The following is a 21,231-nucleotide window of genomic DNA, read 5'->3' on the forward strand; positions in this document are numbered from 1 at the left end:
GACTGGGTCGCCGATCAAGCCCTTCTTGTGAAGCCGATCCGTCGTTGCCCAGTCGAAGCCCTTCCAGGCACAACGCTCGTTATGCAGCGTCAGCCATAACAGCGCCAAAACGGCATCGTCGATCTTGTCCTCATCGATCTCCATGAACCGACGTTACCACGCGCGGCACCCAAAATCCCGCGGCCCCGCTCGGATGGATACGAAGTAAGGTCTTTCCTTCAGGCAAAGAAAAAGGCGCGGTTTCCGCCGCGCCTTTTTAGTTCTCAATGAGGCTGGAGTCTTACTCCCCAGCAGCCTTCTGCTGATCGCGCTGGGTGCGTTCGGCGTCGCGCTCGGCCTTGAGCTGCTCGGTGATGTCTTCGCCAGTCTCCTGGTTGACGACCTTCATGGAGAGACGGACCTTGCCGCGCTCATCCATGCCGAGGAACTTCACCTTCACCTTGTCGCCCTCTTTCACCACATCAGTGACCTTGCCGACGCGGTTCTTGGCGAGCTCGGAGATGTGGACGAGGCCGTCGCGGGAACCGAAGAAGTTCACGAAGGCGCCGAATTCCATCACCTTCACGACCGTGCCCTCGTAGATCGTGTTGATCTCGGGCTCGGCAACGATGGAGCGGATCCAGTTATAGGCCGCCTTGATTGACTTGCCGTCGGCCGACGCGATCTTGATGAGACCGTCGTCGTTGATGTCGATCTTCGCGCCGGTCTTCTCCACGATCTCGCGGATGACCTTGCCGCCCGAACCGATGACTTCGCGGATCTTGTCGACTGGGATCTGCATGGTCTCGATGCGCGGAGCATGCTCGCCGAGTTCGGCGCGCGGAGCGGTCAGAGCCTTGTTCATCTCGGCGAGAATGTGCGTGCGGCCGGCCTGAGCCTGCTCGAGCGCCACGCGCATGATCTCTTCCGTGATGCCGGCGATCTTGATGTCCATCTGGAGCGAGGTGATGCCCGCTTCCGTTCCGGCCACCTTGAAGTCCATGTCGCCGAGGTGATCCTCGTCGCCGAGAATGTCGGACAGGACCGCGAAGCGCTCACCTTCGAGGATGAGGCCCATGGCGATGCCCGCCACCGGACGGCGCAGCGGCACGCCTGCATCCATCAGCGCCAGCGAGGCGCCGCAGACGGAGGCCATGGAGGAGGAGCCGTTCGACTCGGTGATCTCCGACACGACGCGGATCGTGTAGGGGAAGTCGTGAGCCGCCGGCAGCATCGGGTGGATGGCGCGCCAGGCGAGCTTGCCGTGGCCGATCTCGCGGCGGCCGGGCGAGCCCATGCGGCCGGTCTCACCGACGGAGTAGGGCGGGAAGTTGTAGTGCAGCAGGAAGGTTTCCTTGCGGGTGCCTTCGAGCTGATCGACGAACTGCTCGTCCTCGCCGGTGCCGAGCGTGGTCACGACCAGCGCCTGGGTCTCGCCGCGGGTGAACACGGCCGAGCCGTGGGTGCGCGGCAGGATGCCGACTTCCGACTGGATCTGACGAACGGTTTTGAGATCGCGGCCGTCGATGCGGGAGCCGGTGTCGAGAATGTTCCAGCGCACGACCTTGGCTTGGACTTCCTTGAAGGCAGCCTTGACCTTCTCGGGGTCGAACCTGGGCTCGCCGTCGGCGGGAAGAAGCTCGGCCATCACCTTCGCCTTTACGGCGTCGACGGCGGCATAGCGGTCCTGCTTCTTGGTGATCCTGTAGGCTTCGCGCAGGTCCTTCTCGGCGATAGCGAGAACGGCCTGCTCGACCTCGGACATGTCCGCGGGCTGGTAGTCGCGCGGCTCCTTGGCGGCCTTCTCGGCGAGGCGGATGATCGCCTCGATCACCGGCTGGAAGTGCTTGTGGCCGAACATCACGGCGCCGAGCATCACATCCTCGGCCAGTTCCTTCGCCTCGGATTCGACCATGAGCACGGCGTCGGCGGTGCCGGCGACCACGAGGTCGAGGGAGGTCTGATCCATTTCCTGAAGCGGCGGGTTCAGCTTGTACTGGCCGCCGATATAGCCGACGCGGGCTGCGCCCACGGGGCCCATGAAAGGCACGCCGGACAGCGTCAGGGCCGCAGAGGCGGCCACCAGGCCGACGATGTCAGGATCGTTCTCGAGATCGTGCGAGAGCACGGTCACGACGACCTGGGTGTCGTTCTTGTAGCCCTCGACGAAGAGGGGGCGGATCGGACGGTCGATGAGGCGGGAGACGAGAGTCTCCTTCTCGGTCGGACGGCCTTCGCGCTTGAAATAGCCGCCCGGAATGCGGCCAGCCGCATAGGTGCGCTCCTGGTAATTCACCGTGAGCGGGAAGAAATCGATGCCAGCCTTCGGCTCCTTGGCCGAAACGACGGTGGCTAGAACGGTGGTTTCACCGTAGGTGGCGACGACGGCGCCGTCGGCCTGGCGGGCCATCTTGCCCGTTTCGAGCACGAGCTTGCGCCCGGCCCAGATCAGTTCTTCGCGTTGAGTATCGAACATGGCGTGTCTTTCATGACAGCGGGGCGGGGGCTCGATGCCATGAGCAAGACGGCGAGAGGCTCGCGCCGACGGACAAGCCCGCCTCGTAAGCCTCTTGCGATCCTGCCATGGTCATCGTGTCTGCCGCCTCCTTAGAAAACACCGGGACGTGGATCGTCTTAACCAGTGCCAGAGCGAGGTGCTTGGACCTTGTCCGAGCGTCCGCTCCATTCGTGTTTGGGCATGATCTGGTCGAAAAACGGAATCCACTTTTTCGGACCATGCCCGGAGGCCGTCCGGAGCCGGGCTCCGGACGGACGTTTTCAGATCAAGCTTAGCGGCGGATGCCGAGCTTCTCGATCAGCGTGCGGTAGCGGCTCTCGTCTTTCTTCTTGAGATAGTCGAGAAGCGAACGGCGTGCCGACACCATCTTCAGGAGGCCACGACGGGAGTGGTTGTCCTTCGTGTGGCTCTTGAAGTGGCCGGTCAGGTTGTTGATACGCTCGGTCAGAATGGCGACCTGCACCTCAGGGGAGCCGGTATCGCCCGCCTTCTGGGCAAATTCCGTTACAAGCGTGTTCTTGCGCTCAGCCGTAATCGACATCGTGTGTCCTTTCAGGTTGGCTTTATAAGGAAACCTTGGCCTTCAAGGCTTCAGGTCCGGGGCATCCGCAAGGGCCGGGCCGGGATGTCGTCCAGCGCGGTCCGAACTCGGACGCGTCTTTCGAGGCATAGCCTTCGAAAAGATGGCGCACCATACATGAAATGCGCACAAGTGCCAGAGAAATCATTTTCTCGAAGCAGAGCAATAGGATGGCCTGTTTGGGACGGTCTCTGCTGGAACAAGTTTTTCAGGTCACGGTTGGTGAACCGAACATCCCCAATATAGGAAGCCCACCACATGGTTACCAGCACAGCCGACCTGGCATCGTCCGAAACCGTCAAAAATATCTTCATCACCGGCGTTCAGAACGCCCATGCGCTCGAGAAGGAAGCGCTCCAGCTCATGCAGCGCCAGGTGGAGCGTTTTGAGAACTATCCGGAAATGTCGCAGATCCTGCGTACGCATATCGCGGAGACGGAAGGGCAGATCCGCCGCCTCGACGAGATCCTGCACAATTTCGGCGAGGACCGCTCGTTTCTGAAAGACATGGCCACCCAGTTCATGGCCAACATGGCGGCCGCCGGCCACATGCCGATGGCGGACGAGGTGATCAAGAACACCTTCGCCAACCATGCCTTCGAGAATTTCGAGATCGCCGCCTACACGTCGCTGATCGCCATGGCCGAGGCCTCTGGTCATCAGAGGTTCGTCCCGGCTCTCGAAGAAACGCTGCGCGAGGAGCAGAAAACCGCACAGCTGATCCGCGACCAGATCGTGCCGATCACGCAAAAATACCTGATGCGTGAGGCGCAGGGCCTGAAGGCGGACCGTTAAACCTGCGATTGCCTCCTGCCGTCATGGCCGTCTCCGGACTTGATCCGGGGACGGCCATTTTCGTTTCCGAAATGCTCTTCACTGTCGTTCCGGGCTCTCGCTGCCTTCACGTCGGAACGACAGCCGGATGGAGGAATCAGGCGCCCAGGTTGAACACCCGATGCGGCACCAGCTCACCGCGCTCCACGTCGCCCACGGCAACGAGCACGCCGTTGCAGGTGGCGTAGACCTTGCCGGATAAAGGTGTCTCGCGGCCGCGCAGGATGATGGATTGGCCGCGCATCAGGCGGCCGGCCATGTCCCGGCTGACCGGAACCGAGGGAATTTCGCTCAAGGCGATCTCGACCGGGCGGAGCGCCGCCGGGTCGGTTGCGATATCGTCCACAGTGACGGCATCGTGCTCGGTGAACGGTCCGACACGCGTGCGCCGCAGCGCCGCGATATGGCCGAGGCAGCCAAGCGCACGACCGAGATCGCGTGCGATGGCGCGTACGTAAGTGCCCTTGCCGCAATCGGCTTCGATGATCGAGCGGTCGCCCGCGTGGTGGATCAAGGCCAGCCGGTCGATTTCCACCGTGCGCGGCTGCAGTTCCACCACTTCGCCGTCGCGGGCGAGATCATAGGCGCGCTCGCCTTGAATCTTGATGGCGGAAAAACGCGGCGGCACCTGCTGCACCTTGCCGGTGAAGCGGGGCAGGAATGTCTCGATCTCCGCCGGACCAGGCAGCCTGTCCGTCCGCTCGACCACGTCGCCTTCCGTATCGTCCGTGGTGGTCTCTGCGCCCCAGGCCACGGTGAAGACGTAGGACTTGCGTCCGTCCATGACGAAGGGCACGGTCTTGGTCGCCTCGCCGAGCGCAATCGGCAGGATGCCGGAGGCGAGCGGATCCAAGGTGCCGGCATGCCCCGCCTTCTTGGCCGACAGGCCGCGTTTCACCACCGCGACCGCGTGGGTCGACGTCATGCCGACGCCCTTGTCGAGGATGATCCAACCGTTGACGTCGCGCTTCTTCGGGCGGTCGCCATGCGGCCTCCGCTGCGGGCGTTCTTCGCTCATCGCTTCTTACTCGCTGTCGTCGTCGGGGGAGTCGGCTGCGGGCTTGACCGTGTCGCGGGCCACGCGCTCGGAGCGCAGCAGCGCGTCGATCCGGGCGGCCTCGTCGAAGCTCTCGTCGCGGCGGAAGCGCAGATCGGGAGCGAATTTCAGGTTCACCCGCCGGGCCACCTCCTGGCGCAGCAGCTTCTTGTTCTTCTCGAGCGCCTTGAGCACCGCCTCCTCGTCCCGACCGCCGAGCGGCATGACGTATGCGGTCGCGAGCTTCAGGTCCGGCGACATGCGCACTTCGGGGATGGTGATGACATTCCTCGTCAGCACGTCGTCCTGCAGATCGCCGCGGGAGAGAACCTCGGCCAACGCGTGGCGGATGAGCTCGGCCACGCGCTGCTGGCGCTGAGAGGGACCGGTGGTTTGTTCGAAACGTTTAGCCATTTTCACTTCTCCGGGATTGGACCGGACCGATCAAAAGGGATCATGGCCGGGAGTGACCCGGCCATGACGATTGATGTGCGATTGTGGGACGAAGACGGAGGCTTTTTTACAGCGACCGCTTCACCTCTTCCACGCGGTAGCATTCGATCTGGTCGCCGGCGCGCATGTCCTGATAGTTCTCGAAGGACATACCGCATTCCTGACCGGACGTGACCTCGCGGGCATCGTCCTTGAAGCGCTTGAGCTGCGAGAGCCTGCCTTCGTGGATCACCACGTTGTCGCGGATCAGGCGGACATGGGCGCCGCGCTGGACCACGCCGTCGAGGACGCGGCAGCCGGCGATCTTGCCAACCTTCGACACGTTGAACACCTCGAGGATCTGCGCCTCGCCGAGCCGCTCCTCGCGGAGCGTCGGAGCGAGCAGACCGGACATCGCCGCCTTCACGTCATCCACGAGGTCGTAGATGATGTTGTAGTAGCGGATCTCGATCCCGGCACGCTCGGCCGCCTCACGTGCTTCCTTGTGAGCGCGCACGTTGAAGGCGAGGATGATGGCGCCCGAGGCTTCCGCCAGGGTGACATCGGATTCCGAGATGCCGCCGACGCCGGCCTGAATGATGCGGGCGGCAACTTCCTCGTTGCCCACCTTCTCGAGCGCGCCGACGATGGCTTCCGCCGAACCCTGCACGTCCGCCCGGACCACGAGCGGGAATTCCTTGCGGCCCGCTCCAGCCTTGAGGTCGCGCATCATGTCGGCCAGCGTACGTCCGGCGGAGCCCATGCGGGCCGCCTGACGCTCGCGCTTCTGACGGGTGCGGTACTCTGTGACCTCGCGGGCACGGGCCTCCGACTCGACCACCGCAACGCGGTCGCCGGCCTCAGGCGTGCCGTTGAAGCCCAGAACCTCGACGGGGACGGAGGGACCTGCCTCCTTCACGTTGGTGCCGAGATCGTTGATCAGAGCGCGAACGCGACCCCATTCGGCGCCGGCCACCACGATGTCGCAGGTGTGGAGCGTGCCGCGCTGCACGAGCACGGTCGCCACCGGACCGCGGCCACGATCGAGCTTCGCCTCGATGACGGTGCCTTCCGCCGACCGCTCGGCATTGGCCTTGAGCTCGAGGATTTCGGCCTGGAGCTGGAGACCTTCGAGCAGGGTCTCGAGACCCTCGCCGGTTTTGGCCGAGACTTCGAATTCGAGAGTCTCGCCGCCCATCGACTCGACGACGATGGAGTGCTGCAGCAATTCGGTCCGGACCCGCTGCGGGTTGGCGTCGGGCTTGTCCACCTTGTTGATCGCCACGATCAGCGGCACGCCGGCCGCCTGCGCGTGGTTGATCGCCTCGATGGTCTGCGGCATGACGCCGTCATCGGCCGCCACCACCAGGACGACGATATCCGTCACCTTGGCGCCGCGGGCGCGCATGGCCGTGAAGGCCGCGTGGCCAGGCGTGTCGATGAAGGTGATCTTGCCGCCGAGCGGCGAGGTCACCTGATAGGCGCCGATATGCTGCGTGATGCCGCCGGCTTCGCCGGAGACCACGTTGGTCTTGCGGATCGCATCGAGCAGCGAGGTCTTGCCGTGATCGACGTGGCCCATGATGGTCACGACCGGCGGACGGGTGACGAGGTTCTCGTCCGTGTCCGGCGTATCGAAGAGGCCTTCCTCGACGTCCGATTCCGCGACGCGCTTCACCGTATGACCGAACTCCTCAGCGACGAGCTGGGCGGTATCAGCATCGATCACGTCGGTGATCTTGTGCATCTCGCCCTGCTTCATCAGGAACTTGATCACGTCCACGGCGCGCTCCGACATGCGGTTGGCGAGCTCCTGGATGGTGATCGTCTCCGGAATCGTCACCTCGCGGGCGATCTTTTCCTTCTGCTCCACCTGGCGGTGGCCCATGAGACGCTGATTGCGGCGCCGGAAGGCGGCGAGCGAGCGGGTGCGCTCATCCTCTCCCGAGGTCGCATTGGCCAGGGTCAGGCGGCCGCGGCGCTTTTCTTCGCCGGGAGCGGTCTTGGGCGTCTTCGGCAGAGCCGCCGGCTTGGCTGCAACGCCGGGACGACGGATGGTGCGTGCACCCTCCTCGTCATCGGCCGCGACGGCGCGGGCGGCAACGGGCGGGGCCGTGCGGACGTTCGGCTTCGCCGTTTCCGGATCGGGCGCAACCGGCGCGGCAGGGCGTGCCATATGATTCAGGCTCGGCGGACGGCCACCCATGGTGCCGCCACCGCTGCGCGGGCCGCCAAAGCCGCCCTGACGGGGACCGTCGGAGCGAGGTCCGCCGGTGCGCGGGCCATCGAAACGGCCGGCAGGCCGGGGGCCATCCGAGCGCGGACGGTCGGAGCGCGGACGGTCGGAGCGCGGAGCGTCGGAACGCGTGCCCGGTCCACGGCCGGCCGGAGCCGGTGCGGAAGCCTGGCGCGGGGCCTCTTCGCCCAAGCGGCGGCGGGCTTCGTCCTCGGCGCGGCGCTTGCGCTCCTCGTCCTGACGGCGGCGTTCGTCTTCCTCGCGCTTGCGGGCCTCGGCCGCTTCACGCTCCTTGGCTTCCGCAACCTCACGCTCGGTGCGGCGGACAGCCTCTTCGGCCTGCTTCTTGCGGTCTTCCTCGTCACGGCGGCGCGCATCGACGAGCGCGTTCATGCGCGCATCGCGCTCCTGCTCGGAGAGCGTCTGCAGCACCATGCCGCCAGACCGGGGGGTGTTTGGCGCGCTGCGCTGCGGACGGCCGCCTTGAGCCGGGGCAGCCGGCTTCGGTGCCGGAGCGGCAGGCTTCGGCGCGCTCGCGGGCGCCGCAGCCTGTTGGGGTGCGGGCCTTTCATCTTTGGTCCCGCTGCCGTGGCCGACAGGAGGGCGACGCTTGACCGTCTCCACCACGACCGACTTGGACCGGCCATGGGAGAAGCTTTGGCGCACCACGCCCTGTTCGACGGGGCGCTTCAGAGAAAGCGTCTTGGACGACACATGGAGAGTCTTGTCGCCCTGGTTTTTCGTATCACTCATTCCGCCTCAGTTCCTGCGGGTTTCATAGTCGTGGGTTCGCCGGTCCCGTTTCCGAGGCCAGTTTGATCGGCGTCGATGCCGCGAAAGGAGCGGTAACGATGCCATCGGTTCAGAAAGCCGTCGCTCCCAGCGCCCGCGACGAGGGCAGCATGTATCACATGTGACCGGCCTAATGCCAAATCCAATTCGTCATTCGACAATTCTTGGATAACCGGAAAGCTAGATATTGCCTCGCCGAGGCGTTTTCGCAACTGGTTCGCCAATTTTCTTCGCCCATCTTCGGCCGCCTCTGCGGCATGAATAAGGGCAACGATGGGCTTATCCGTGATCGCCGATTCAACCTTGAAGAAGCCGGTGACCACCGCGCCCGCCTTGTTGGCAAGGGCCAAACCCTGGCGAAGATCGTCCCGGAGAAGGCGTTCGATATCCTGGGCCAGGGTCTCCGGGGCCTTGGCTTCGGTTTTGAAGGCGCGGGAGAAGAGGCGACGTTTGGCCGCTTCTTCCACCAGATCGGACCGGGCCGTGACCCAGACGCCGCGACCCGGCAGCTTGTGTCTGAGATCGGGAACGACCTGATGGTCGGGCCCGAGGACAAAGCGGATCAGTCCCGCGGGGCCTTTGGCCTCGCGGGTGACGATGCAGGTGCGCTCCGGTTCGTGCCGCGGCACAGGTGCTGACCTCGCTTTGCCATTGCCGGACTTAGGACGGCTGAGCTTCGGTCTCGGCCTCTTCGGCCGATTCCTCAGTCTCAACGATCTCTTCCGGCTGCTCGATCCAGCCCGCTTTCACGCGGGCGGCCATGATCATGTTCTCCGCATCCGCACGGGAGATGTCGAAGCCGTCGAGAGCGCCCTTGTAGCGCGTCGCGTCGGCGCCGCGGCCTTCCGTCCAGCCGGCGAGATCGTCGGTGGCGCAGCCGGCCAGATCCTCGACATTCTTGATGTCGTTCTCGCCGAAGGCCACGAGCATGGCGGTGGTGACACCGTCGATCTCCTTCAGATCGTCGGCGACGCCCAGCTCCTTGCGGCGGGTCTCGTTCTCGGCCTCGATCCGGGCGAGATACTCCTGAGCGCGGCTCTGGATCTCCGCGGCAGTGTCCTCGTCGAAGCCCTCGATGGAGGCTACTTCGGCGGCGTCCACATAGGCGATTTCCTCGACGGAGCGGAAGCCTTCCGAGGCCAGGAGCTGGCCCACCACCTCGTCCACGTCGAGGGCGTTCATGAACAGCTCGGTGCGCTCGAGGAACTCCTTCTGGCGGCGCTCGGACTCTTCGGCCTCCGTGAGGATGTCGATGTCCCAGCCGGTGAGCTGCGAGGCCAGACGCACATTCTGGCCGCGGCGGCCGATGGCGAGCGAGAGCTGATCGTCGGGCACCACGACCTCGATGCGGTCGGCCTCCTCGTCGAGCACCACCTTGACCACTTCCGCGGGCTGGAGCGCGTTGACGATGAAGGTCGCCTGATCCGGGGACCAGGGAATGATGTCGATTTTCTCGCCCTGCAACTCGCCGACCACCGCCTGGACGCGGGAGCCGCGCATGCCGACGCAGGCGCCGACCGGGTCGATGGAAGAATCGCGTGAGATCACGGCGATCTTGGCGCGGGAGCCTGGATCGCGGGCAACCGCCTGCACGGAGACGATGCCGTCATAGATCTCCGGCACTTCGGAGGCGAAGAGCTTCGCCATGAACTGCGGATGGGTGCGCGACAGGAAGATCTGCGGCCCACGGGCCTCGCGGCGCACATCGAAGAGGTAGGCGCGGATGCGGTCGCCCGGACGGAAGGTCTCGCGCGGAATGAGCTCGTCGCGGCGGATGATGGCCTCGCCACGGCCGAGATCGACGATCACGTTGCCGTATTCGACGCGCTTGACCGCGCCGTTCACGACATCGCCGATACGATCCTTGTATTCCTGGTACTGGCGATCGCGCTCGGCGTCGCGCACCTTCTGCACGATCACCTGCTTGGCCGACTGGGCCGCGATGCGGCCGAAATCGAACGGCGGCAGGGTGTCGGCGATCACGTCGCCCACCTGGGCGGCCGGATTGTGGCGGGTCCGGGCCTCGGCAAGGGTGATCTCGCGTGAGTCGTTTTCCACCGCGCCGTCGTCGACGACGAGAAGATGCCGGGCCAGGCGCAGCTCGCCGGTCTTCGGGTTGATCTCGGCATGGATGTCGGTTTCGGCGCCGTAGCGGGATCGGGCTGCCTTGGCGATGGCATCCGCCATGGCGTCGAGCACGATCTGCTTGTCGATCACCTTCTCGCGCGCGACCGCATCGGCGATCTGCAAGAGTTCCAGCCTGTTGGCGCTGATAGCCATCGAGGTCGCTCCTTAATTCGGTTTCGTCTTATCGGATGGGCCGCGCGGCTCGGGCGCTTCCACCACATCCGTATCTTCGTCAAGCTCGTCCGTGGTCGGCGCCGTTCCCCGGCGCAGCGATTCACGGATCAGTTCGTCGTTCATAACGAGGTGCGCCTCGCCCAGATCCGTCAGAGGCAGATGCGCGATGGGCTCGAGGCCCTCCTTCACATCAGGCAACTCGACAACCAGCTTCCCGTTCTCCACGCCCCGAAGAAAGCCCCGGAAACGCTTGCGGCCTGCCAGTGGCACGGCCATCTCGATCTTCGCGTCGTAGCCTGTCCAGCGTTCGAAATCGCTGACGCGCACGAGAGGACGGTCGATCCCCGGCGAGGAAATTTCCAGATAATAAGCCTGCGGAATCGGATCCTCGAGGTCGAGAACCGGCGAAATTGCCCGGCTCACGGTCTCGCAATCGGTCACCGACATGGTGCCGTCCGGCCTCTCGGCCATGATCTGCACGGTGCATCCGTTCGCGCCGGTGACCTGCACCCGCACGAGGTTGAAGCCCAGATCCTCGATCACAGGCTCGACAATGGCCGCCACCCGGGCGGCGACGCCGTTCTCCGTAATCAGCCGCTTGTCGCGTTCGTTCGTCATGGCTCTCCGCACGCTCCGGCATTCAAGCAATAAAAAAGAGCGGACCCGGCGGGGTCCACCCTTGACCAGCAGCTTAACGCTGCAACCAGAGCTGACAACGGGAATATACTGATTCCAACACCAAAATACAAGCGCGGTGCGAAAAGGCGCGCGTCAGACCCGCGCGAAGGTGAGATAGCTGGGCACGCGGCCTTCGCGGATCGCCTTGGCCTCGTAACGCGTGCCCGGCCAGCCCTCGTACGGCTTGCGCCAATCGTCGGCACGGGTGGCGGTCCAGCGGAAATGCCGGGACCGCAAGGCTCGGGCGAGAACCCAGCCGATGTAATCGTCGATGTCGCTGGCAAAGCGCAGCTCGGCGCCGGGCTTCATCACGCGGGCGAGCACATCGATGGTCTCGTCCGACACGAGGCGGCGCTTTCGCTGCCGGCGCTTCGGCCAGGGATCGGGATAGAGGATATAGACCCGGTCGAAGCAGGCGTCGGGCAGGGTCGGCAGCAGGTCGGTGACGTCGTCGTCCCAGACACGGACGTTGTCGAGGTGCTCGTGCTCGACCACGGCCAAGAGCTTCGCCATGCCGTTCACGAAGGGTTCGCACCCGATGAATTTGACGTCGCGACGGGTACGGGCCTGGGCGGCGAGATGCTCGCCGCCGCCGAACCCGATTTCGAGCCAGGTTTCCCGTTCCTGAGAGCTGGGAAACTGGCTGGAAGGTGCGCTGCCCGGAATCACGCGGATCGCGGGCAGCAGATTCTGAACCAGTTCGTCCTGGCCGGCGCGAAGCTTCTTGCCTTTCCGGCGCCCGAAGAAGGCGCCGGCCCGTTCCGATGCTTCGCTCATGAGCCGATATCTTTGAACATGATCTTGCCGGAAAACCGGAATCCACTTTTCCGGATCATGCCCTTAGCGGAAAGCGGCCTTGAGGCGATCGGCGAGATCCGTGCGCTCCCAGGAGAACCCCCCGTCGGCGTCAGGCTTGCGGCCGAAATGACCATAGGCCGAGGTGCGGGCATAGATCGGCCGGTTGAGGCCGAGATGCGTGCGGATGCCGCGGGGCGAGAGGTCCATGGCGTCCGTGAGGACCGCCTCGAGCTTGCCCTCGTCCACCTTGCCGGTGCCGTGGAGATCCACATAGATCGACAGGGGCTTGGCCACGCCGATGGCGTAGGAAAGCTGCAGGGTGCAGTTCTCGGCGAGACCCGCCGCCACCACGTTCTTGGCGAGGTAGCGTGCGGCGTACGCGGCCGAGCGGTCCACCTTGGTGGGATCCTTGCCGGAGAAGGCACCGCCGCCGTGGGGGGCCGCGCCGCCATAGGTGTCGACGATGATCTTGCGACCGGTGAGGCCGCAATCGCCGTCCGGACCGCCGATCACGAATTTGCCCGTGGGGTTCACGTGCCAGATGGTCTGGGCCGAGATCCAGCCCTCGGGCAGGGTCTGGCGGATGTAAGGCTCGACGATGGCGCGCACGTCCTCGGAGGAGAGGTTCTCGTCCAGGTGCTGGGTCGACAGAACGATCTGGGTCGCTGCGACGGGCTTGCCGTTCTCGTAGCGCACCGTGACCTGGCTCTTGGCGTCCGGACCGAGCTTGGCCGCATCGCCGACCTTGCCTTTGCGGGCAGCGGTCAGGTTCTCGAGGATCTTGTGGGCGTAATAGATCGGCGCCGGCATCAGCTCGGGCGTCTCGTTGCAGGCATAGCCGAACATGATGCCCTGGTCGCCCGCGCCTTCGTCCTTGCTGCCGGCAGCATCGACGCCCTGGGCGATATGCGCCGACTGGGCATGGAGGTAGACCGAAACGTCGGCGTTCTTCCAGTGGAAGCCTTCCTGCTCGTAGCCGATGTCCTTGATGGCATCGCGGGCGAGCTGGATCACCGTGTCCTTGGTGATGGAGGCGGGGCCGCGCACCTCGCCGGCAATGACGACGCGGTTGGTGGTGGCAAGCGTCTCGCAGGCCACGCGGGCTTCGGGCTCAGTGCCCAGGTAAGCATCGACGATGGCATCGGAGATCCGGTCGCAGACCTTGTCCGGATGGCCTTCGGAGACCGACTCGCTCGTGAAAAGGTAGCTCGAACGCCGCACGATAGATTTCCTTCGGCAATAAAGATCGGTGCCCGCAACGATCCGCGGGCTCTAAAGCATGCTCATGCCGCAGGCTGAAAGAAAGGTCAAGCGAACGTGTTCTTTATGACGAACGCTCTACCTCTTCCTGGGTGGCGAGTGCGCTCACAAGCTGAACGATGCTTTTGCGAACCTTCGGGCTTTTGATGGTCGCGAAAGTCCGGACGAGCTGGAGCCCTTCAGGGGTCGACATCATGTCGGCGACATAGGGTGGGGCGCCGCTTTCGGAAAAACCCGCTTCAGCCTTGCCGCCTTTGATGCCATCGAAGAAGAAACCGATCTCGACATTGAGGATCTTGGCGATTTCAACGAGACGGGCAACGCTGATTCGGTTCATGCCCTTTTCGTATTTTTGAACCTGCTGGAAGGTCAGCCCGAGCATATCGCCGAGTTTTTCTTGGCTCATTCCGATAGAAACACGGCGCATACGCACTCTGCTTCCGATTTCCTTATCGATAGTGCCCGTCGATTTCTTCATTATGGCCTGTCCCCGTGCCGAAACCCACGCAACGCCAAGGCAATATTTACTTAAAGGAGAGGGATTTGGCGCCTGCGACGTGCAATCAAGATGATTAAGCAGATCGCAAGCGTGGCCGTCAAAGAAAACCTGCTCCACTTCCTATAAAGAGTAACGGGTTCGGCAACTGGAAGAGAAGTGTCGATAACACCTTCAACTGCTAGTGGAAGAGCATCCACGCTTCGGCCGAAAGGGTCGATGACGGCTGAGATGCCTGTATTGGCTGCCCTAACCAGAGGCAGCCCTTCCTCAATGGCCCGCAGGCGGGCTTGGGCGAAGTGCTGATAAGGCCCTGGCGTCTGCCCGAACCAGGCGTCATTGGTCACATTGAGGATCAGATCGGGGCGTGGACCTTCGGCCAGGATCTCGCCGGGAAAGATGGCCTCGTAGCAGATGGTCGCGGCGACCGGCGGCAGACCCGGAATGGACAAGGTGGTGCGCTTTTCGCTCGGCTCGAATCCACCGGGAATATGCACGAACTGGCGGAGCCCTGCAGCCCGGATCAGGGTGTCGAGGAATTTCGGCACGTATTCGCCGAAAGGCACCAGATGGACCTTGTCATAGGCGCCGAGGATCGTGCCCTTTTCGTCGATCACCTGAATGGCATTGTAGAACTTGCCGACCGCCTCGCCCGGCAAGGGGGCATCCATGCGGGCCGCGCCCGTGATGAGCACCGAGCCCGGCCCGAGCAGCGTGGCGATCTGCGCGAGCGAGCCGGCATCGCGGTGAAGCAGGAAAGGAAAGGCCGATTCCGGCCAGATGATGTGCGTTGGTGTCGCAGTGATGCCGTCTCGGCCCGGGCGCGCGCTCAGGGTCAGGTAGCGCCGCATGATGGCGTCTCGGTTGCGTGGGTTGAACTTGGCGTCCTGAGGCAGGTTGGGCTGCATGATGCGCAAGCGCACGTTGTCGACGATCGGTGAGGCCTCCGACGGGACGCGCCAGACGCCGAAGGCTGCAAGGCCAACGAGGAGACCCGCCGCGATGCCCGGCGCCGTCCAGCGGGCACGCATCGTCTTTCCCGTGAGAAGGACGGCGGGCGCAGCGCCAATCGCGAGGCTCAGGAAGGTCAAGCCGTAGAGGCCCACCAGCGAGGCTGTCTGCATCAGCCAGAGGTTCTGGCCGAGCGCCAGCCCAAGATTGTTCCAGGGAAAGCCAGTGAAGAGATGGCCCCGCAGCCATTCGCTCACCGTCAGGCCGAAGGCGAAGGCCAGAATCCGCCAGGCATCGGGCAGCCAGAACAGGCGAGCGAGAGCGAAGCCGAAGGCGGGAAAGAAGGCGAGCAGGGCAGGCAGGCCCAGCACTCCGAACGGCATGGCCCAGGCGAACTGGTCCGCTTCCACGAGAAAGGCCGCGCCGAGCCACCAGAGCCCGGCGACGAAATAGCCGAAGCCCCAGAACCAGCCGAGGAGGGCGGCGGATTTAAACGGGGCCCAGCGCGAGCGCGTCGTGCGGCCCTTCGGGTCGCGATCAACCACGCGCTGCTTGAACAATGGAGCATCGGACGGGTCCCAAAAGCGGATTCCACTCATGGGACCGATGCTGGAAGGGCCATCCCTGACGGTGCCGTCGAGGAGCCAAATGGCCGGGGCCAGGGAGAGAACGAGAGCAGGCAGAAAGCCGAAAGGCGGCATGGCCAGGGCGCCGACGGCCCCGGCTGCAAAGGCCATCAACCATCGGCGCCATCCTCGAGCGAGGATAGCGCGATCAGCCAGCCGCATCATTCTGCGGCAGCGCTTTCAGGTCGCGGGGCGTTCGCCTGGCCTTCTCCGGCCTCGGTCTCGGGAGCGAATGTGCGGCGATGGACACGCAGGCGCTTCACGCGCCGTGGATCGGCGTCCAGAACCTCGAATTCCAGGCCCCAGGGTCCCTCGATCACCTCGCTCCGGGATGGGACGCGGCCGGCGAGCGTCACGATAAAGCCGCCGATCGTATCGATATCCTCGGCGCCTTCCTCCTCCGTGAGGTCGAGGCCAAGCACCTCCTTGACCTCGTCGAGGCTGGCGCGGGCATCGGCGATGTAGGTGCCGTCGGCGGCCGCCACGATGGTGAGGGTGGAATCCTCGTCGTGCTCGTCCTCGATGTCGCCCACCACCATTTCGACCAGATCCTCGATGGACACGAGGCCGTCGGTGCCGCCGTACTCGTCGATCACGAGGGCCATGTGCGTGCGGGTGGCCTGCATGCGCACCAGAAGGTCGATGGCGGGCATGGAACGCGGCACGAACAGGACCGGGCGCAGGATGTTGGCGGAGGACAGCGCCATCGACAGGTCGATCTGGCCGAGGCTCGGCAGGGGCGCCTCGTCGCCCGACCCCGCTTCCGAGGCGCCGCCATCGGCGCGCATGGCGATGAAATCGAGGAAGTCGCGGATATGGACCATGCCCTTGGGGTCGTCCAGGGTCTCGCCATAGACCGGCAGGCGGGAATGGCCGGCCGTGCGGAACAGGCTGAGCAGCTCGCCGAGATTGGTATCGGCCGCCACCGCCACGATGTCGGCACGAGGCACCATCACGTCCTCCACGCGGATCCGGTGGAAGGAGAGCACGTTCTTGAGCATCGCCCGCTCCTGGGGCGAAAAGTCGGTGTCCTCGACGGTCTCTGCGAGGACATCCTCAAGATCGTGGCGGATGGATTCCCGGGGTTTCAGGCCGAGACGGGTCAGGACCCGGTCGTACCAGTGGTCGCGTGTGTCGTCTGTCTCGGTGAGCGTTCGGACAGGTCGGTCGCTACGACTTCGATCTTCGTTCATTGCTTTGGGTTGTCAGCCGTTCATGCTGCCATATCGCGATAGGGATCGGCGATGCCAAGGGTGGCGAGCGCCTTTACCTCAAGACCTTCCATGATTTCCGCTTCCGCTTCGACCTCATGGTCGTAACCGAGAAGATGCAGGACTCCATGGACCATCAAATGAGCAAAATGATGCGCGAGCTCCTTGGATTCCTCCTCGGATTCGCGCACCAGGGTTTCGTACGCTAAAGCAATATCGCCCAAATGGCGAGGGCCTGTCGCACCAGGCTGCTCGGGCGCCGGGAAGGAGAGCACGTTGGTGGGCTTGTCCTTGGCGCGCCACGTGCGATTCAACTCCTGGATCTGGGCATCGTCCGTGAGCATGACGCTCGCCTCGAAATCGCCGTCCGCTTCGTAGGTCACGGCGAGTGCGGCTTGGGCAGCCTTCTGGGCCAGGGCCTCGGCGTCCTTGAGGCGATCCCAGTCGCCCGCCTCGATCATGATGTCGAGCGTGATCACGGTCTGCGGTCCCGATCGTAACGGGGTTGATCCTGTTGAGGCGGCGCCTCGCGGGCCGCCTTGTCGTAGGCCGTCACGATGCGGCGCACGAGATCGTGGCGCACCACGTCCGCCTCCTTGAACGTGACGCGGGCGATGCCTTCGACTCCGTTCAAAATGCGCACGGCCTCGACGAGACCCGACTTCTGACCCGGCGGCAGATCGATCTGTGTCGGGTCGCCGGTGATGATCATCCGGGAGCCCTCGCCGAGACGGGTCAGAAACATCTTCATCTGCATCGACGTGGTGTTCTGCGCCTCGTCGAGCAGCACCAGGGCGTTGGTGAGCGTGCGTCCACGCATGAAGGCGAGCGGCGCGATCTCGATCATGCCGGTCTGCAGGCCGCGGTCCACGTGCCGGGCCTCCATGAAATCGTAGAGCGCGTCGTAAATCGGGCGTAGGTAGGGATCCACCTTCTCGCGCATGTCGCCAGGCAGGAAGCCGAGGCGCTCGCCTGCTTCCACGGCCGGACGGGTGATGATCAGGCGGTCCACCTGTCCCGCTTCGAGCAGCGAGACCGCATAGCCCACCGCGAGCCAGGTCTTGCCGGTGCCGGCCGGACCTTCGGCGAAGACGAGCTCGTTTGTTTTAAGCGCCTTGATATAAGTGTTCTGCGATGCATTGCGGGCGCGAACCGGCCCGCGCCTGCGGGTGGAGATCTGGTCGAAGGAGGTCAGCCCCGGAACAGGCGGCTCCTCGGCGGCCGGGAAGAGGCTGCCCTGCAGCGTGCTTTCCTCGATCGCGCCGTCCACATCGCCAGGGCCCAGCGCTCCGCCGAGGCGGGCGCGCTCGTAGAGCCCCTCCAGAACCCGGCGTGCCATCTCGGAGGCCTCGGGCGTGCCTTTGACGGTGACCCGGTTGCCGTTGGCAATGGCCGTCACATTCAGGCGCCGCTCCAGATGGGCGAGGTTCTGGTCGTATTGTCCGAAAACCAGGCTGGCGAGACGGTTGTCGTCGAAGGTGAGGATGATCTCGGCCTCCTCGACGACGCCGGGATGCAAGCTGTTGGCGTTCCGTCCCTTTTGTGCTCGTGCGGTCACATTGTCCGCTGGGCTCAAATGCCTCTCCTCTGAATATGCGCCGCAGGCCGTGCGGCCAACGGATATGGGGTCTCATCGGATAAGGAACTAGGCCGCGGCTTGGCTGCCGGGCTCAGATACTTCTCCGAACAGGCTGTTGGAGCCAGCCTGCATGATCCGCACCGTCACGATCTCGCCGATCTGGTGGCGGTCGCTCTGAAACTGCACCGGCTGCAGATAGGGCGACTTGCCTGCCATCTGGCCCGGATGACGACCCGGCTTCTCCAAGAGAACGTCGAGAGTCTGGCCCACGGTTCCGTGATTGAAGGCTTGGCGCTGCATTTCCAGCAGATTTTGCAGCCGGCCTAAGCGCTCGGCCTTCACGGCCTCGGACACTTGCGCCTCGATCTCCGCTGCCGGCGTGCCCGGGCGGGGGCTGTATTTGAATGAGAAGGAGCTGGCAAAGCCCACATCGGCCACGAGCCGCATGGTCTCCTCGAACTCCGCATCCGTCTCGCCGGGGAAGCCGACGATGAAGTCGGAGGAGAGCGCCAGGTTGGGCTGAGCACCTCGGATGCGCTCGATCAGGCGGCGGTATTCGTCACCCGTGTGTTTGCGGTTCATAGCGTCGAGGATGCGGTCGGAGCCGGACTGCACCGGCAGATGCAGGTAGGGCATCACCGCGGGCAGATCGCGATGGGCTGCGATCAGCTCGTCGTCCATGTCACGGGGATGGCTCGTGGTGTAGCGCAGCCGTGCAATGCCGGGCACTTCCGCCAGACGATGAAGCAGGCGGCCGAGCGACCAGACGGAGCCGTCCGGCCCCTCGCCGTGATAGGCGTTCACGTTCTGCCCGATCAGCGTCAGCTCGCGCACGCCCGCATCGGCGAGGCGCAGGGCCTCGTCGAGGATCTTAGGCACGGGGCGCGAGACTTCCGCGCCGCGGGTATAGGGCACCACGCAGAAGGTGCAGAACTTGTCGCAGCCTTCCTGGATGGTGAGGAAGGCCGACACGCCACGGCTCCGGGTCTTGGCCTTGCTCGGCGCAGGCAGATGATCGAACTTGTCCTCGATCGGGAATTCCGTGTCGACGACGCGATCAGTGCGCGACTTCTTCAGCAGCGCCGGCAGGTTGTGATAGTTCTGCGGGCCGACCACCACATCGACGGCGGGGGCCCGGCGCAGAATCTCCTTGCCCTCGGCCTGGGCGACGCAGCCGGCCACCACGACCTTCGTCTCCTGGCCGTTGACCTCGCGCTCCTTCTTCAATTCGCGCACGCGGCCGAGCTCGGAATAGACCTTCTCGGCGGCCTTCTCGCGGATGTGGCAGGTGTTGAGGATGACGAGATCCGCCTCCTCCATCGCCTTGGTTTCGCTGTAGCCTTCAGTCGCCAGCATGTCCGCCATGCGCTCGGCGTCATAGACGTTCATCTGGCAGCCATAGGATTTGACGAAGACTTTTTTCACGAGGTCGGCCTGTTCTGCTTGCAATCGGGCGGTCGAAGATGGAGGCCCTTTTAAGCCTTTTATGCGTGCAAGAGAATAGCGGCGGTTTGGCTCGACGATCGAGGCTGTTTTTATCCGGGTGTCATTCCCGGCCGGCGCGCAATGGACGGGGAGCGAAACCAGAGCGTTGAGCCCGATCGTGGAACCTCTTTCCGGTCCTGCGGACCGCCGGGGACGACAGCAGGCGCTTACTCCCGAAAAGCCCCCTCCACGGGCGCCGACAGTTCCGCATCGGCGGCAAGGATTTCGGCGACGACCTTCGCGAAAGCCGGACGCGCGCTGAGCCTCGCATACCAGGAGGCCAGGGCCTCACGCCCTTTCAGCGACGGGCCGCCGAGGCGGCGGGTCCAGAACACGGCCATGAAGACGGAGATATCGGCGGCCGAGAAGGCGCCGCAGAGATAGTCCTTGCCCTGGAGCGCGCGGTCGAGTTCGTCGAAGTGGCCGGCGAGAACCGGCTCGGCCTCCTTGGCCTTCGCTTCCTTCGCATGCCACCGCTCCAGATCATCGGGCTTCGGTTCGGTCCGATGCATCAGGAAGCGCAGCGAGGCCAGCATGACCTCGTCGCCAAACACATCGAAGAGCCGGCATCGGGCCCGCTCCATCGAGGATTTCGGATAAAGCGCCGGGTCGGGATGGGCATCTTCCAGGTATTCGACGATCACGGTCGAATCGTAGAGGGACAGGCCTCCGTCGATGAGGACCGGGACCTGTCCCTTGGGATTGATGGCCAGCACGTCCGGGTTCCTGGGGCTGTAGCCCTTCGTCTGGGTGAACGGCACCAGGACCTGCTCGAAGGCGAGCCCCTTCTCATGAAGCGCGATCTCGACCTTGCGGGAGAAGAGGCTCACAGGACCGGAATAGAGCTTCATCGGGGGCCTTTCTGGACATCATCGGCTGAAAGCGGGCGGCAGGTGATCCTGCCAGGGTTCGGCATTCAAACCTTCCACGTCGGCCCGCGACAACCCGATATCGGCGAGCGCGCGGTCGTCCATCCGGTACAGGGCCTTGGAGCTCCTGCGCTCGTCGAGCCAAGCCTCGTAGCTGAGCAGGAGCTGCAGCAGGATGCTCTTATGCTCGCGGCGGGTGGTATGAAGCCCAAGATTTACTGCGGCATGTCCGATCGCCATGATGGTTCTCCTTCAATGGCGTTTCATTGAAGACAAATGTGCTCCTGTGGTAGGTGTCTGGATGCGAGACCTCCTTGGCATGAGCGATGACCTGGAGGGCGGGCGGCAACGCGTCTGCATCGGGTGGCTTGTAGCGGCGGTTGGCGAGCTTCGGCTCGGCAGCCAGGCGGCTTCGCACAACCTCATCCGGGGATCGCCCCTTGAGCACGCGCTGACGTCTCCTGTTGTAAGCCTGATTGAAGCCCTTGAGCAGCGTCTCGAGATCCCGATGGCTATAGATCGTGATGCCGAGCACCTCGCGCTGCACCCGCCCGTTGAAGCGCTCCACGA

Annotated in this window: 20 protein-coding genes and 1 pseudogene; 1 reads left to right on the top strand and 20 read right to left on the bottom strand. The window is 64.3% G+C overall.

What is annotated here, in order from left to right:
• From FS320_RS48145 to rpsO, 3 genes are all read right to left on the bottom strand, one after another.
• Window positions 1–144, bottom strand: a 144-nt coding sequence (locus FS320_RS48145; protein WP_244626992.1) for a DUF6429 family protein, incomplete at its 3' end; no start/stop codon positions are given.
• Window positions 145–280: 136 nt separating this feature from the next.
• A complete protein-coding gene (gene pnp / locus FS320_RS21330) occupies window positions 281–2,455 on the bottom strand; it encodes a polyribonucleotide nucleotidyltransferase (RefSeq protein ID WP_152713967.1) in 2,175 nt (724 codons plus the stop codon).
• Between the two features lie 313 nt (window positions 2,456–2,768).
• Window positions 2,769–3,038 carry a 30S ribosomal protein S15 gene (rpsO, locus tag FS320_RS21335; protein WP_152713968.1) on the bottom strand — a complete coding sequence of 90 codons (270 nt, stop codon included), beginning with the start codon at window positions 3,036–3,038 and terminating at the stop codon, window positions 2,769–2,771.
• A gap of 297 nt (window positions 3,039–3,335) precedes the next feature.
• On the opposite strand from rpsO, the gene FS320_RS21340 reads away from it, so the two are divergent.
• The gene (locus tag FS320_RS21340) at window positions 3,336–3,872 is read left to right on the top strand and encodes a ferritin-like domain-containing protein (RefSeq protein WP_152713969.1); all 537 of its coding nucleotides are present in this window, start codon (window positions 3,336–3,338) and stop codon (window positions 3,870–3,872) included.
• A gap of 136 nt (window positions 3,873–4,008) precedes the next feature.
• Here the strand turns inward: FS320_RS21340 and truB are convergent, their stop codons facing one another.
• From truB to FS320_RS46055, 17 genes and pseudogenes are all read right to left on the bottom strand, one after another.
• Window positions 4,009–4,929, bottom strand: coding sequence for a tRNA pseudouridine(55) synthase TruB (gene truB, locus FS320_RS21345; RefSeq protein ID WP_152713970.1), 921 nt, complete (start codon window positions 4,927–4,929; stop codon window positions 4,009–4,011).
• Window positions 4,930–4,935: 6 nt separating this feature from the next.
• Window positions 4,936–5,361, bottom strand: a complete 426-nt coding sequence (gene rbfA / locus FS320_RS21350; protein ID WP_152713971.1) for a 30S ribosome-binding factor RbfA — start codon at window positions 5,359–5,361, stop codon at window positions 4,936–4,938.
• 106 nt (window positions 5,362–5,467) lie between these two features.
• Window positions 5,468–8,368 (bottom strand): translation initiation factor IF-2, encoded by a 2,901-nt coding sequence (gene infB, locus FS320_RS21355; protein WP_152713972.1) that lies wholly within the window; start codon window positions 8,366–8,368, stop codon window positions 5,468–5,470.
• Entirely contained in the window at window positions 8,365–9,036 is a 672-nt protein-coding gene (locus FS320_RS21360) for an RNA-binding protein (RefSeq protein WP_162003134.1), read from the bottom strand. The genes infB and FS320_RS21360 overlap by 4 nt, the downstream gene beginning before the upstream one ends.
• 31 nt (window positions 9,037–9,067) lie before the next feature.
• Window positions 9,068–10,687 carry a transcription termination factor NusA gene (nusA, locus tag FS320_RS21365; RefSeq protein WP_152713973.1) on the bottom strand — a complete coding sequence of 540 codons (1,620 nt, stop codon included), beginning with the start codon at window positions 10,685–10,687 and terminating at the stop codon, window positions 9,068–9,070.
• A 12-nt stretch (window positions 10,688–10,699) separates the two neighbouring features.
• The gene (gene rimP / locus FS320_RS21370; RefSeq protein WP_152713974.1) at window positions 10,700–11,326 is read right to left on the bottom strand and encodes a ribosome maturation factor RimP; all 627 of its coding nucleotides are present in this window, start codon (window positions 11,324–11,326) and stop codon (window positions 10,700–10,702) included.
• Window positions 11,327–11,479: 153 nt separating this feature from the next.
• Window positions 11,480–12,163, bottom strand: coding sequence for a tRNA (guanine(46)-N(7))-methyltransferase TrmB (gene trmB, locus FS320_RS21375; protein ID WP_152713975.1), 684 nt, complete (start codon window positions 12,161–12,163; stop codon window positions 11,480–11,482).
• Between the two features lie 63 nt (window positions 12,164–12,226).
• On the bottom strand, window positions 12,227–13,405 hold the full coding sequence (metK, locus tag FS320_RS21380) for a methionine adenosyltransferase (protein ID WP_162003135.1): 1,179 nt from the start codon (window positions 13,403–13,405) through the stop codon (window positions 12,227–12,229).
• Between the two features lie 103 nt (window positions 13,406–13,508).
• Window positions 13,509–13,922, bottom strand: a complete 414-nt coding sequence (locus tag FS320_RS21385; RefSeq protein WP_152713976.1) for a helix-turn-helix domain-containing protein — start codon at window positions 13,920–13,922, stop codon at window positions 13,509–13,511.
• A 50-nt stretch (window positions 13,923–13,972) separates the two neighbouring features.
• Window positions 13,973–15,682, bottom strand: a complete 1,710-nt coding sequence (gene lnt, locus FS320_RS21390) for an apolipoprotein N-acyltransferase (RefSeq protein ID WP_420846757.1) — start codon at window positions 15,680–15,682, stop codon at window positions 13,973–13,975.
• Window positions 15,679–16,710 carry a hemolysin family protein gene (locus tag FS320_RS21395; RefSeq protein ID WP_152713977.1) on the bottom strand — a complete coding sequence of 344 codons (1,032 nt, stop codon included), beginning with the start codon at window positions 16,708–16,710 and terminating at the stop codon, window positions 15,679–15,681. The genes lnt and FS320_RS21395 overlap by 4 nt, the downstream gene beginning before the upstream one ends.
• Before the next feature lie 20 nt (window positions 16,711–16,730).
• Entirely contained in the window at window positions 16,731–17,189 is a 459-nt protein-coding gene (ybeY, locus tag FS320_RS21400) for an rRNA maturation RNase YbeY (RefSeq protein WP_152713983.1), read from the bottom strand.
• Window positions 17,190–17,203: 14 nt separating this feature from the next.
• Complete coding sequence (locus tag FS320_RS21405; RefSeq protein ID WP_420846758.1) at window positions 17,204–18,304, bottom strand: PhoH family protein; 1,101 nt, start codon at window positions 18,302–18,304, stop codon at window positions 17,204–17,206.
• Window positions 18,305–18,373: 69 nt separating this feature from the next.
• A complete protein-coding gene (gene miaB, locus FS320_RS21410) occupies window positions 18,374–19,732 on the bottom strand; it encodes a tRNA (N6-isopentenyl adenosine(37)-C2)-methylthiotransferase MiaB (protein WP_162003136.1) in 1,359 nt (452 codons plus the stop codon).
• Window positions 19,733–19,959: 227 nt separating this feature from the next.
• Window positions 19,960–20,643, bottom strand: a complete 684-nt coding sequence (locus FS320_RS21415) for a glutathione S-transferase family protein (protein WP_152713979.1) — start codon at window positions 20,641–20,643, stop codon at window positions 19,960–19,962.
• An 18-nt stretch (window positions 20,644–20,661) separates the two neighbouring features.
• Window positions 20,662–20,901, bottom strand: a complete 240-nt coding sequence (locus tag FS320_RS21420) for a DUF1127 domain-containing protein (RefSeq protein WP_152713980.1) — start codon at window positions 20,899–20,901, stop codon at window positions 20,662–20,664.
• A 55-nt stretch (window positions 20,902–20,956) separates the two neighbouring features.
• Window positions 20,957–21,231, bottom strand: a pseudogene (locus tag FS320_RS46055) (IS481 family transposase); the annotation flags it as partial.

The sequence above is a fragment of the Microvirga tunisiensis genome (assembly GCF_009296175.1).
GTDB classification, from domain to species: domain Bacteria; phylum Pseudomonadota; class Alphaproteobacteria; order Rhizobiales; family Beijerinckiaceae; genus Microvirga; species Microvirga tunisiensis.